The organism is Microbulbifer aestuariivivens (assembly GCF_039545115.1).
Classification (GTDB): domain Bacteria; phylum Pseudomonadota; class Gammaproteobacteria; order Pseudomonadales; family Cellvibrionaceae; genus Microbulbifer; species Microbulbifer aestuariivivens.
This window is the reverse complement of record NZ_BAABRT010000004.1, coordinates 112,668-125,629: the sequence shown is the minus strand read 5'-3', so window position 1 is coordinate 125,629 and position 12,962 is coordinate 112,668. Positions and strand designations below refer to the sequence as shown.

At 59.1% G+C, this 12,962-nt stretch carries 12 protein-coding genes; 5 read left to right on the top strand and 7 right to left on the bottom strand.

What is annotated here, in order from left to right; translation table 11 throughout:
- Positions 1-26: 26 nt before the first annotated feature.
- Positions 27-422: a hypothetical protein gene (locus tag ABEA58_RS03810; RefSeq protein ID WP_345549008.1), complete on the bottom strand. Its 396-nt coding sequence runs from the start codon at positions 420-422 to the stop codon at positions 27-29.
- Positions 423-945: 523 nt separating this feature from the next.
- On the opposite strand from ABEA58_RS03810, the gene ABEA58_RS03805 reads away from it, so the two are divergent.
- On the top strand, positions 946-1,398 hold the full coding sequence (locus tag ABEA58_RS03805; protein WP_345549006.1) for a methylglyoxal synthase: 453 nt from the start codon (positions 946-948) through the stop codon (positions 1,396-1,398).
- A gap of 187 nt (positions 1,399-1,585) precedes the next feature.
- Positions 1,586-2,008: an ExbD/TolR family protein gene (locus ABEA58_RS03800; RefSeq protein ID WP_345549005.1), complete on the top strand. Its 423-nt coding sequence runs from the start codon at positions 1,586-1,588 to the stop codon at positions 2,006-2,008.
- Positions 2,009-2,267: 259 nt separating this feature from the next.
- Here the strand turns inward: ABEA58_RS03800 and ABEA58_RS03795 are convergent, their stop codons facing one another.
- On the bottom strand, positions 2,268-3,050 hold the full coding sequence (locus ABEA58_RS03795) for a tryptophan 2,3-dioxygenase (protein ID WP_345549003.1): 783 nt from the start codon (positions 3,048-3,050) through the stop codon (positions 2,268-2,270).
- Positions 3,051-3,179: 129 nt separating this feature from the next.
- Here ABEA58_RS03795 and ABEA58_RS03790 point away from each other — a divergent pair, with 129 nt between their 5' ends.
- From ABEA58_RS03790 to ABEA58_RS03780, 3 genes are all read left to right on the top strand, one after another.
- Positions 3,180-4,427 carry a Zn-dependent hydrolase gene (locus tag ABEA58_RS03790; RefSeq protein ID WP_345549002.1) on the top strand — a complete coding sequence of 416 codons (1,248 nt, stop codon included), beginning with the start codon at positions 3,180-3,182 and terminating at the stop codon, positions 4,425-4,427.
- A gap of 68 nt (positions 4,428-4,495) precedes the next feature.
- A complete protein-coding gene (locus ABEA58_RS03785; protein ID WP_345549000.1) occupies positions 4,496-5,413 on the top strand; it encodes a dimethylarginine dimethylaminohydrolase family protein in 918 nt (305 codons plus the stop codon).
- Positions 5,414-5,782: 369 nt separating this feature from the next.
- On the top strand, positions 5,783-6,562 hold the full coding sequence (locus ABEA58_RS03780) for an enoyl-CoA hydratase (RefSeq protein ID WP_345548999.1): 780 nt from the start codon (positions 5,783-5,785) through the stop codon (positions 6,560-6,562).
- A gap of 355 nt (positions 6,563-6,917) precedes the next feature.
- Here the strand turns inward: ABEA58_RS03780 and ABEA58_RS03775 are convergent, their stop codons facing one another.
- The 5 genes from ABEA58_RS03775 to ABEA58_RS03755 all read right to left on the bottom strand — a co-directional run bounded on the left by ABEA58_RS03775 (position 6,918) and on the right by ABEA58_RS03755 (position 12,961).
- On the bottom strand, positions 6,918-7,160 hold the full coding sequence (locus tag ABEA58_RS03775) for a hypothetical protein (protein WP_345548998.1): 243 nt from the start codon (positions 7,158-7,160) through the stop codon (positions 6,918-6,920).
- A gap of 395 nt (positions 7,161-7,555) precedes the next feature.
- The gene (locus ABEA58_RS03770) at positions 7,556-7,945 is read right to left on the bottom strand and encodes a DUF1622 domain-containing protein (protein WP_345548996.1); all 390 of its coding nucleotides are present in this window, start codon (positions 7,943-7,945) and stop codon (positions 7,556-7,558) included.
- 167 nt (positions 7,946-8,112) lie between these two features.
- Positions 8,113-9,315 carry a glycerophosphodiester phosphodiesterase gene (gene glpQ, locus ABEA58_RS03765; RefSeq protein ID WP_345548994.1) on the bottom strand — a complete coding sequence of 401 codons (1,203 nt, stop codon included), beginning with the start codon at positions 9,313-9,315 and terminating at the stop codon, positions 8,113-8,115.
- Positions 9,316-9,534: 219 nt separating this feature from the next.
- Complete coding sequence (locus ABEA58_RS03760; RefSeq protein WP_345548992.1) at positions 9,535-11,166, bottom strand: long-chain-fatty-acid--CoA ligase; 1,632 nt, start codon at positions 11,164-11,166, stop codon at positions 9,535-9,537.
- A gap of 331 nt (positions 11,167-11,497) precedes the next feature.
- Positions 11,498-12,961, bottom strand: coding sequence for a M48 family metalloprotease (locus ABEA58_RS03755; protein ID WP_345548990.1), 1,464 nt, complete (start codon positions 12,959-12,961; stop codon positions 11,498-11,500).
- Position 12,962: the final 1 nt, after the last annotated feature.

Below are 12,962 nucleotides of genomic sequence, written 5' to 3'. Positions count from 1 at the left end.
CGCGGGCCTGGGGCGGGCCTTTATGGTCACAGCAGCGGGCCGTATGGCAGGTAGCGGTTGTCGGAGTTTTGCCGTATCCACAGCAGCTGTTCTTTTGACAGGGGCTGCTGTCGTTGGCGCAGGGCTTTTGCCAGCGGAATCACCGCAGACTCTGCACCAGCTTCCCAGCCTGGCAGTTGCGCCTCAGCCAGGGTGAAAAAACGGATCAGTTGCCAGATCTCGTCGGCCTGCCAGGATGCGCTCTCATCCAGCCAGGTCTGGCCGGGCAGCCGGTTCAGAATTGAGGCTGTGCGGTCCTGCGCACCCAGGGCTTCCTGCAGGGGCTGCGCCGACGTAATGGCAGCAATAAAGCGTTGCAGTTGCTTTCGGTCGATTTCCATTCTGGCTGTGGGCTGTTCCGGCTCCCAGGCTCCAACACTCATGGTGTGATTCCTTACTTCTTTATATGGGGTTTACATCTATAGGCATTATGTTGTGCCTCATTATAGATGCGGGCTGCCCACTGATGCAGCACCGTTAGTCGTGTGGTCGGGCTGATGGTGTGGCCAGGTTCATTGCGCGGTGCGGAAATCAGGGGCGCGCGCGAAGGTTTGGGGTCTGCTGGAGTTCACTCGGTTTGATGGGGGTATGGATTTGCGGTGCCGGTGGTATTCACTCTGTGGCGTTTTTCTAGCGTTTCCCTCTATTCCTCCACTCCATCGTTCCTCTCTATTCTCCCTCTCTATCGCTCCTCTCTTCTCCCTCTTCATCGCTCCTTTCTATTCTCCCTCTCTATCGCTCCTCACCATCGATCTTCTCTATTCCCCCTCTCTAGCGCTCAACTTCTATTTTGCTTCCTTTATAGGCGTTTTCATTGTGGCTCTGCTTGCTGGGCTCTTGTCTTCTGGCGGGGAAACTGCATCAATAGAGGGGAATATTTAAGGTCCATGATCCCGCGGAGTGTTCATGCAGTACATCTCGAAAACCATACCGGCCAGCAAGCGGGTTGCCCTGGTGGCCCACGATAACCGCAAGGGGGATCTCATCGAGTGGTGCGGCCGCCACAAGCTTCTGCTTGAACAGCACCAGCTGCTGGGCACTGGCACCACTGGCGCGCGCCTGGAGGCGGCCACCGGCCTGTCGGTGCAGAAATTGCTCAGCGGACCGCTGGGCGGTGACCAGCAACTGGGGGCTCGGATTGCCGAAGGGGAGATCGACCTGCTGGTTTTCTTCTGGGACCCCTTTGAGCCGATGCCCCATGACCCGGACGTCAAGGCGCTGCTGCGCATAGCGGCGGTGTGGAACATCCCGGTTGCCTGCAACTCTGCCAGTGCAGATATGATGGTCCGGTCGGTTCTGATGGGCGCCGCATTCGAGCGGCCGGTGCCCGATTACGCGGGCTACCTGGCCGCGCGCTGAGCGCTTGCTGGCCTGGCTGAATAGTGAGCGCACACTTCGATGGCGTCTGTAACCGCTTGATATATAAGGGGTATTGTCCCGTTTGGCAGGTTTCACTTGCAAAGCGGGCAGTTTCGCGGCAATCTTGCCCACCTGATTAGACCGGTCCATCCGGCGCCATTCGCATTAGATAACTGTACGGTGTTTTATGAGTAGACGACGCGGTAAGGCCGTAGAAGAGGAAAGAGCCGATATCGACCTGACGCCCATGCTGGACGTTGTGTTCATCATGCTGATCTTCTTTATCGTGACGGCGTCCTTTGTCAAGGAGAAGGCGTTGGATGTCAATGTTCCCGACCCGGATCAGACCGAACAGACTCCGCCGGACCCCGACAAGCAGAACATCCTGCTGACCGTCAATGCCAATGATGAAATCATGATGGGCAAGAGCCGGATTGATACCCGTGCGGTACGGGCGCGTATCGCCCAGCTGCACGCGGAAAACCCGCAGGCGATTGTGATTGTGCGCGCGCACATCAAATCCAGCGCCGATACCTACGTGCAGATCGCCGATGCTGCACAAGAGGTGAAGCCGGGTATTCAGGTGTCCCTGGTGCCTTACGAGAAGTAAGTCGGGAAGCCTCCTTCGCGCCGCCCCTGCAGGCGAGCCGAGATACAAAAAAGCCAGCTCAACGCTGGCTTTTTTGTGCCTGTCATATTTGTGTCCGTCTGGCGCCGCTCTCTGAGGCGCCTAGGAACTCTCCTGTGGCTGGCGAACCCCCGGTCCGGTTTTTTCTGGGCGAATTCTCATTTTGGCCAGCCAGCCAGCCAGCCAGCCAGCCAGCCGCAGCGCATGTCCGTTCACTTCCGTACAAGCGCTCCGCAAGCCCTCAGAACTCGGAGCGAATCGCCCAGAGATCGGGAAACACCGGGCGGAACAGGGTGCCCTGCAGGTAGCCTACACCGGTTGAACCGCCAGTACCCATCTTGCTGCCGATGGTCCTTTCCACCATCTTCACATGCCGGTAGCGCCACTGCTGCAGCGAAGAGTCGATATCCACCAGGGCCTCGCAGATCTCGCTGAGCAGAGGGTCGTGGCGGTAGATATCGATCAATACCCGCTGAACCGGCAGCGATGGCTCTGCCACCGCGGAAAAATCGCGGTTCAACACCTCGTCGGGGATATCGCGCCCCTGGCTGGCGAGGAATTTCAGGAAAGCATCCCAAAGGGTAGGGCTGTCGAGGCGTTTTTGCAGGCGCTTACGGTGCTCGGAGCCCTCCGGGTAATTCTGCAGTTTGGTCGCGTCTTTGGCACCGTAGAGGAATTCCAGTTCGCGGAACTGGTAGGACTGGAAGCCACTGGCGGTGGAGAGCCGGTCGCGGAAAGACATGAATTCCAGTGGGGTCAGGGTTTCCAGAATGTCCACCTGCTGGATCAGGGTGCGGTAAATGGCGTCGACGCGTTTCAGTGTATGCAATGCGCGGCTTTGCTCGCCCTGGTTGAGCAGGCGAATCAGGAAGTCCAGCTCGTGCAGCAGCTGCTTGAACCACAGCTCGTAGCTCTGGTGGATGATGATAAACAGCAGTTCGTCGTGCTCGGGACCCTCCGAGAGCGGGTGCTGGCACTGGAGCAGGTCGTCGACCTTGAGATAGGAGCTGTAGGTTACAGTCATGAAACGGGTACACCTGATGGAGTTTTGATCAGCGACAAAATAATGCGCACTTTGCGGGGTGCGGATCAAAACTTAAATTGCGGAAAACAGCTTAATATTGGCGGCATTATAGGGTCCGGAGTCTATCGAATGGAAAACACAGTAGAACACCTGCGAGTAGACGGCGCCCGCCTGTGGGAAAGCCTGATGGAAATGGCTCAGATCGGCGCTACGCCAGCCGGCGGCTGCAACCGCCAGGCGCTGACAGACGAAGACCGGCAGGGGCGCGACCTTTTTGCGCGCTGGTGCGGCGAGATCGGCTGCGAAATTCGCATGGACAAAATGGGCAATATCTTTGCCCGCCGCGCCGGCAGCGAGGAGCTGCCGCCGGTGATGACCGGCTCGCATCTGGATACCCAGCCCACCGGCGGCAAGTTCGATGGTGTCTACGGCGTGCTGGCGGGCCTTGAGGTGCTGCGCACTCTGGAGCAGAACCAGATTAAAACCCGCGCGCCGCTGGAAGTGGTGGTGTGGACCAACGAGGAGGGCGCGCGCTTTTCCCCGGCCATGATCGGCTCCGGGGTCTGGGCTGGAGAGTTCAGTCTCGAGTATGGCCACACTCGCACCGATAAAGCGGGCAGGACCATCGGCGCGGAGCTGCAACGCATCGGCTACCTGGGTGATATGCCCGCCGAGGCGCAGCCGGTCACCGCCGCCTTCGAGGCGCATATCGAGCAGGGTCCGATTCTGGAGAAGCAGGAGCAGGTCATCGGTGTGGTCACCGGTGTGCAGGGGATCCGCTGGTACGACGTGACCTTCCACGGCACCCCCTGTCATGCGGGGCCGACGCCGATGGAGGATCGCCGCGATCCGGTGCAGGCGCTGTCGCTGCTGTGCGAGAAACTTTACGCGCAGGTGAAAGCGTTCAGCGTCGATGCCCGTATGACCTGCGGTGATCTGCGCGCAGAGCCCGGCAGCCGCAATACCGTTCCGGAAAAAGTGGTGCTGGCGCTGGATCTGCGCCACCCACAGCCCGAGGGGCTGGAACACTTGCACCAGAGCCTCCAGCAGCTGGTGAAAGAGGTGGAGCGGGCGACAGGCACCCGTATTGAAGTGCGCGAAGAGTGGCATTCCCCACCCGTTGCTTTTAATGAGGATTGCATCGCCGCGGTGGATAGAGCGGTCCGTGCGCTCGGCTACAGTCACCGGAAAATGGTTTCGGGTGCCGGTCACGATTCCGTCTACGTTTCACGGGTGGCGCCGGTCTCCATGATCTTCGTGCCCTGCGCCGGTGGCCTCTCCCACAACGAGGCGGAATCCGCCGAGGCGCGCCATCTGGAAGCGGGCTGCAATGTGCTGCTGCAGGCCATGCTGGATCGCGCGGGCGTTGTCGCCTGATCAATACGGGAAAATATCGCTGGCCTGAGCGAAATCTGGCTGGCCAAACAACCACTGGAAGTGAAGTCATGAACGAATTTGTCATGCGTCGCCGCGAAGACAACGGCGGCACCAAACCTCTGGAAAAATGGGGCATGGACTCCGAATACGGTACCTTGCGGGAAGTGTTGATCGGGCCGGTGGACAACTTCAGCTGGCGCACGGGGAACTCCAGTTCGCGTCGCGCGGTGCGCCTGGGCATGCAGTTTGATCACAAGGTCGCGGCGGCCCAGCATGCGGAGATGCTCGACGCCTATCGCCACGCCGGTGTGAACACCCATCTGATACCCGCCGACAGCACCCTGCCGTACCAGATTTATGGCCGCGACTCCTCGGTGATGACGCCGTGGGGGCCGATCGTGACCCAGATGTACAGTCCATGGCGCCGAGGCGAATGGGCGCCCATCGTCAAAAAATATATGGAACTGGATATTCCTCTGTACGACATCATCACCGCCGGCTCGCTGGAGGGTGGCGATTTTATGGTGCTGGAACCCGGCGTCATCCTGTGTGGTTATTCCGGTGAGCGCACCAGCCCGCAGGGTTTTGCGCAGATGAAAAGCTGGGTCGAGAAAGAGGGCTGGGAAGTCAAAGGTTACCAGTTCGACCCCTTCTTCCTGCATATCGATGTGATGGTGGCGATGCTGGCGGACAAGCTGGCGGCCATCTGTATCGACGCGGTGGAGCCGGAGCTGGTGCAGTGGTTCCGCGATCGCCATATCGAGATTATCGACATTCCCTTCCCGCAGGTACTGGAGCTGGGCGTGAACGTGGTGGCGCTGGGTAACGACCGGGTGATGCTGCCAAAAGCGAATAAAGGCCTGGCGGAGAAATGCCGCGCCCACGGGCTGGAAGTGATCGACCCGGATATCTCCATGATCACTCCCGGCGGCGGTGGTGTGCACTGCATGTGCCAGCCCCTGCGGCGGGATTTTGTCGGCAAATAATGTGCTTCGAGAGGCGCCCCGGGGCGCCTCTTTGCTTTATAGGGGCCTTGTGGCGACCGCGGGCTGGATGGCGACACAGCATTTTCTGTCTTCGTATCACCCCTTCCACCGTTCTGTCCTTCTTCTGTTTTCTGGTTTTTCCTTGCGCAGATTGCCTGATTCCCGGCTCAGTATTCGTTATCGAAAAAATGTCCAGCCGGTCGCGCCGAACAGGCAAGGGCAGTCATTCAATCTGAGCGATTCGGAACTGCCATTCGCAGTCGGAGCCGTTACCATGGGGCTATAAAGGGGGCGGCCAATGGGTGCTGCCCCGATTCGATCAATGCCCCCCGCTCAACGAATAAAGTGGAGACTCCGATGCAGAATCCCATGCAGAGCTCATGTGCAGAAGTGCAGGCGCAGCTGAACGAGCGCGTGCTGGAAATCACGATTAATCGTCCCGAGCGCAAAAATGCACTCACCATGGCCATGTATTCCTCTATGGCGGAACTGCTCAACAGTGCCGCTGAGAATGCGGAAGTGCGGGTGGTGATCATCACTGGAGCGGGGGGAGTCTTTACCAGTGGCAACGACCTGATGGATTTCCTCGGTGGTTCCGCCGCCGGTGAAGAGTCGCCCGTGTACCAGTTTATGATGGCGCTGTATGAATTCCCCAAGCCGGTGGTGGCGGCCATCAATGGCCCCGCGGTGGGCATCGGCACCACCATGCTGCTGCACTGCGACATGGCGTTTGCCGGTGATGACGCCCTGTTCAAGATGCCGTTCGTGGATCTGGGACTCTGCCCAGAGTACGCATCGAGCTTTTTTATGCCGCGCATGATGGGCCATGTGCGCGCCTCAGAGCTGCTGCTGTTGAGCAAGAAATTCGATGCTGCGGAGGCGGTGGCTCTGGGACTGTGCAATGCCGCACTGCCGGCTGCCGAGGCGCTGACTCAGGCGCGTATGGCCGCGGCGGAGCTTGCGAGCAAGGCGCCGGAGGCGGTGCGACTCACCAAGCGGCTGTTGCGCGCCAGTACCCGCGAAATTGGCCTGCAGGTGATTCAGGAGGAGGCGCAGCATTTCCAGAAACGCCTGGGATCGGAGGAATTCAAGGAAGCGGCCACCGCTTTTATGGAAAAGCGACCGGCGGACTTTTCCCGTTTCGAGTGACGCTGCCTGTCGCTGTCTTTCTGTGATCGCGCCTATGTGATCGCAGCGCTGACACCATAACGGTGTCGTCACGCTTAAGGCAGGCCACCGCTGCTGTTGACGCTGCTGTTGACGCTTTGTTGGGGCTGTGGCCGGGCAGGCTCGGGAATGTGGCGGGGCAGGCTCGGGAATTTAGCGGGGCTGCGTCGGCAATGCATTGGGTCTTGGGCCCGTTTACTCGGCCCGCTGCGGTTTCTCTGTGCTCACTCTACCCGTCTCTTCTCTACCTTTCCCCTCTCCTCTACCTTTCCCCTCTCCTCCAGCCCCTTCTCCACCAGTCCCCTCTCTCCCAGTCTCTTCTTTATCAGTCTTCACTCTACCTGCTCCCCCTGCGGCGCAGGGGTTTGCGTGAATAGGTGGGCTGTTGGTAGGGGCTGCCGTCAATCCGCTCGTAACTGGCATTGAGCGGGTTTTCCGTCCTGCGCTCGGCGATACTCTTGTTGAAAACAGCCCGGTGACACGGCTCTATTAAGTCAGCGAGCGCGGCGTTATCCGTCAGGCCTAAAAACACCCCGGCCTGCATAAATCCCTCCAGCCGATGCCGCTCCTGTGCTGGCACGCGATAACCACTGCGCGAGGTGAAAAAAGGCGCATCAGCCTGGCTTCCACTGCGGATAAAAAGTGTGCTCGATCCGCTTCCATATTCGGTCCTTATGTTTTTTTTATCTCAGCTCCTGATGATTGAATCGTCTTCTCCACAATGGATCGACGAGCCCGGTGTGTTCACTGGAGTACTTGATCGATCCGAAAACGGTGGCGGTGTTATTCCGCAGCAGCCCTGTAACAACTGTATCCTCGGGGCTCAGGTTGCTCTGCTGCAGATGGGGAAGACGGTATTGGCTTGCCTTGGTCATTTTAACGCCAAGGTGCAGACGCAGGGGTTAGCGCGGGCTTTAGGTGCGGGATCTAGGTGCGGGGTTTAGGCCCGTGGGAACCTGAGGCAACCTGAGGCAATTAACGCTGCGCAGGCGGCTGGCCTGATTGCTTCTGCCAGGGCCAGCGTCCCTCGACTTCAAGGTGCAGGGTAATGCTGAGGAATGTGCGGATAAATATGATCAGGGCGAGAATGCCGACGTTTTCCAGCGTTTCCGCCACTACCACTGTCCTGACGATATCGCCAGCGATCAAGAATTCCAGGCCGAGAATAATGCCGCGACCGAGATTGCGCCGATAGCGGGTGTAGGATTCCTCGGGGCTGACGGTGCCGCGAGTTTTCACGAAGTGGACCGTGGACTGTGCCGTGGCGACGATCATCACCAGTACGCCGAAAACCTCGATGGCGTAGCCGGCAACCTCGACGATGGCTGTGGTTGAGTGCAGGAGCGACTGCAGTTCGTTTTTCATTGTGGAGGGCCCCGCGCCGGCGCTGCTCCGGGTGGAGCTCCGGTGTCGTCGCCCCAGTATAGCCGGCGCTGTCAGCCCCTGCTGGGCTGAAACCTGGCTGAGCTTAAACCCAGTTGGATTTAGGGCTTGCTGGATTTCAGTCACGTTGGGCTCAAGCCCCGCAGGTTTCAAGGCGCGGGGTGAGGTGACTGGGATTGAGGCTGGGATTGAGGCTGGCGTTGAGATTTAGATTGCGACTGGGACTCAGAAGAGCGCGCATCGAGAAAGGCGCGCACCCGGTCGGGGTTGTCGGTGAAGAAGCCATCGATGGCCAGTGGGCCACTGAACAGAGACAGTATGTCTTCAAAAGAGAGAAGGCCCCGAATAGCCTTGGGCAGGCTGTCGGCACGGAAGGTATAGGCGTGTATGGGCAGGCCCAGTTTTTTCGCGTGCCGGTGCAGCGGGCTTGCGGTCAGTCCTGTAATACCCAGTTGTGCCAGCATCATTGCGGATGGACCAATAGCATCGGCGTAACCGCTGATTTTTTTCAGGCCCTCTGGCGTGTGCATCCAGTCGTAACGGTAATTGCTCAGGATGCCGTCGTGTTCTACTTTCTTTTCCCCCCAGCTGGTTTCCGCAATCAGCTGCACCAGTGGTATATCCATATTCATTTGTGGCATCAGTTCCCGGTCGATACGCTGCAGCTCCTCGGCATCAAAGCTCTGTAGATACACTTTCTGTTGCCGGTCTCGGTAGCCGTATTGCTGCAGCACCTCCAGGGTGCGCTTGGCGATATCGCGCTTCTCGCGGTGGTGAAACCAGGGTTTCTTGATTTCTGGGTAAATGCCGATGTCGTAACCCAGTGACTGATTGAGTCCCTGGATGAGTTCGATTTCCTCATTGAAAGTGGCCAGCTGGAAACTGGATTTCCACAGCGGAAAGCGCCCGGGGTGCTTCTGGGTCAATTCGCTGCCGTTGCGTTCAAAGGCTTCGGTGACGCACAGCTGTTTCAATTCCGGCAGGGTGAAATCGATGGTGTAAAAGCGCCCATCCTCCCGCGCGCGGCCGGGGAAACGCTCGGCCACATCGGTGATCTGATCGAGATAGATATCGTGCATCACGATCAGGTGACCGTCCTTGCTCAATACCAGGTCCTGTTCGATATAGTCCGGGCGCATACCGTAGGCCAGTGCCTTGGCCTCGAGAGTGTGCTCAGGCAGGTACGCGGATGCGCCGCGATGGGCAATCACCAGCGGGGTGGAAGTGGTGGTGGCCACCGAGGGCAGCGCCAGAACCGGGGAGAATAGACCGCAGGCCAGCAGCAGAAGGACGAACGCAGGCCAGAAGCGCCGCGGCAAGAGCGGGTGAGGGGGCAGGATTCGGTTCAGCATGACGGCTCCGGTGTGGCACATTAATCCACTTATACCAGAGCGCGGTGGCGGGGGGAACGTCCACCGAGGTCGCAACCGGCAAGGCCGGATAAACAAACCAGGAATCGAAAATAAAAAGCCCGTGATGAGAGATAAGGAATGAGAAGTAAGAAGTAGGAAGTGAGGAAGGAGAAATGACGGCAGCCAGGTGCGGTACCTGGCTGCCGTCACGGCAAAAAATTAAACGGCGGCTTCCTGCGGCCAGCGGTGCCCGACAAACTGTTCCCGCAGATCTTTCTTGCTGACCTTGCCGGTTGCGGTGTGGGGAATCTCATTCACCACGACGCAGTCGTCGGGAATCCACCACTTGGCCACCTTGCCTTCGAATGCTCTGAGCAGCTTGTCTGCATCCAGCTGGGCGCCGGGCTTGGCTGTGACGACAAGCAGTGGCCGCTCGCTCCATTTATCGTGGGCCACGCCGATGACCGCGGCCTCGGCAACGCCCGGCTCGGCGATGGCGATGTTTTCCAGTTCGATGGAGGAAATCCACTCGCCGCCGGATTTGATCACGTCTTTGGTGCGGTCTGTGATCCCCAGATAGCCCTGCGGATCGATGGTGGCCACGTCGCCGGTGTCGAACCAGCCATCCTCGCTGAGGGCGGACTCCTCGGCCTTGAAGTAGCGTTCACAGACCCAGGGGCCGCGCACCTGCAGGGCGCCGGAGGCGATGCCGTCGCGGGGCAGTTCTTTTCCCTGGTCGTCAACGATGCGCATCTCCACACCATAGGCGGGCAGGCCCTGTTTCAGGCGCAGCCTGCGTGCCTCCTCTGCCGGCAGGCTGTCATCCACCCGGCTGTTGTAGGTGCCGAGCGGGCTCATTTCCGTCATGCCCCAGGCGTGATGGGTATAGACTCCGTGGCGCTGTTCAAACTCTTCCATAATGCTCCAGGGGCAGGCGGCGCCCCCCACCACCACGCGGTTGAGGGTAGGGATGGTTTGGTTGTTTTCCCGCAGATAATTCAGCAGTGCCAGCCACACGGTGGGAACGCCGGCGGCGATGGTGACGCCCTCGTGTTTCATCAGCTGGCTGAGGGTCTCGCCATCGCCCATTTTCGGCCCCGGTAAAACCAGTTTGGCGCCGACCGCTGGCACCGCATAGGGAATTGACCAGGCATTGACGTGAAACATGGGTACGACAGGAAGCACCGCCTCGTCTTTTTTCAGGTTGAATACGCTTGGCAACAGCACGCCGTAGGTGTGCAGCACCATGGCGCGATGGGAGTAGAGTACCCCCTTGGGGTTGCCGGTGGTGCCCGAGGTATAACAGAGCGCGGCGGCGCTCTGCTCGTCCAGATCAGGCCAGTCAAAGGCGCATGGCTGGCTTTCGATCAGGGTTTCATAGCAGTGCACATTGGGCAGGGATGTGTCCGGCATATGGGCGCTGTCGGTGAGCAGTACATAGCCCTGCACTGAGGGCAGCTGGTCCGCGAGCGCTTCCAGCAGCGGCACGAACATGGGGTCGATAAACAGCCAGCGGTCCTCTGCGTGCTGAATGATGTAAGCGATCTGCTCGGCAAAAAGTCGCGGGTTAATGGTGTGGCAGACAAGGCCGCTGCAGGACGTGGCATAGTAGAGCTCGAAGTGCCGGTAATCGTTCCACGCCAGAGTGGCGATGCGCTCACCGGGCTGGGCTCCCAGTGCCTGCAAAGCGTTGGCCAGCTGGCCAGCACGGGCGAAGGCATCGCGGTAGCGGTAGCGGTGGTGTGGATTATCCGCGGTCACCGAGACGATTTCACTGTCGGGGAAGTTCTGCTGCGCGTGGCGCATGACACCGGTCAGTGTGAGTTGGGTTCCCATCATCAGGCCGTTCATCGCATTCTCCTTTATTGTGTTATCGACTTTTTATTATCAAATTCCTGTGACCAGCTTTTTGCTGTCGGTTGTTCTTGTTCTTGTTCTTGTTCTTGGCAGTTTTAGGGGCTGAGTTCCTTCAACCTTGGGTTCAGGTAATCATCGCTGCTATGGCCGCTTGCTCTTGATATTGGCTTGCCGCTGCTTATGCCTGTGTCTCCTGGCTTCCCATACTCCTTGATTCGCCTTCGCGTGGCTGGGTTCCCCCCTGTCCGCGCTTGCCTTATTCAATAAGTAATCCCTCATCGCGAGCCTTACAGGCAGGGCCGGTTGCCATACTGATGCCTCGCGATTACTGCACGATCTTGATCCACTCGCCGGGCTTGGGTTCACCCCGCGGGTAGTAACCATTGAGCAGGCGCAGCTGTTCTTCCGCATAGTCGCCAATATCCATATGCCGCGCCAATGACGAAAAGGTGGTCTTGTCATTGGCCTGAACATACTTCACCCGCTTGATATCCGGTGGGTTGATATCGGTCCTGCGCAGGGGGCGGAAGGTGCGGATGCTGGTCAGGAACAGGTTGTCGTACTGCTCTCTGGTTTCTTCGTCTACAGGCGCGCTCTGGATCTTTCCTTCCAGCATGTACTGGCGGCTGCCGAAGTAGAGCACGGCCACCCGCTCGGGAGTGTCCGCGCTTGTGGCGGGGAGTTTGCCGGTATGTCCGGTCAGGCGATATTGGCTGAGGGCCTCATCCTGTTCCAGCTCGCGCACGTCATAGAGCTCCCGCAGGGCCATATCCGCCGGCTGGTTGCCATTGCGCGAGGCGACCTTGATGGTGATGCTGGCACTTTTGTCAGGAGCGATACCGACAATCGCCGAGCGCTGGTTTTCCACGGCCCAGCCCGTCGGGAACAGCATGGAAAACCCGAGGCGGCGATGGTTGTAGCGGTTCTTGTCGGTCTGCAGCGTATTGCGACCGTAGACAATGCCCTCGGTCTTTTCCCGGTAGTATTCCACCTTGGTGACTTTTTTGTCTTCCGGCAGCTCGCCCGCCGCCTGTACGACTTCTTGCAGGCGAATATCGTTGCGTGGGTGGGAGGAGAAGACACCGTGGTAGGTCTGGGGCTTCTTGCCTTCGACACGGGCCTTGCGGCGGGCAAACGTTTCCTGATCCTTGAGAATACCGATGACGTTGATCATCGCCTGCGGGTCGTAACCGGCACTGTACATATACTGGGCGCCAAAGCGGTCCGCCTCCAGTTCCATCTCGCGACCGTAGCCTTTGACGGCGGCGGTGCCCCAGAGATTGGCCACGTCGCCCACAACGCCGCTGCCAGTGACCAGCACCGACAGCACCGACGCCACCCCGGCGCCGGTTGCCGCGGTTTTCTGGCGCACCGCGTGGCGCGCAGTGACATGGGCAACCTCATGTGCCAACACGGCGGCCATCTCCGCCTCGGAGCGCAGGTAGGTGAGCAGCCCGCGGTTGATATAGATATAACCGCCGGGCAGGGCAAAGGCGTTGATGTCCTGGCTATCGATAATGGTGAAGGTATATTCCAGATCCGGCCGGTCGCTGGCCTGGGCAATTTTCTGCCCCACATGTTCGATATAGGCGCTGAGAATTGGGTCTTTGTAGATGGGCGTGCTGGCCACCAGCTTCTCGTGCATCTCCTTGCCGATCTTGATTTCCTTTTCCTGGGACATCAACACCAGGTCCGGCCGGTTGGTGGCCGGGTTGAAGGCGCAGCCAGCTGTGCTGGCGAGCTGAAATGCGAGTATGGCTGTGAGGAGAATTTTATTAAAAGTATGCATA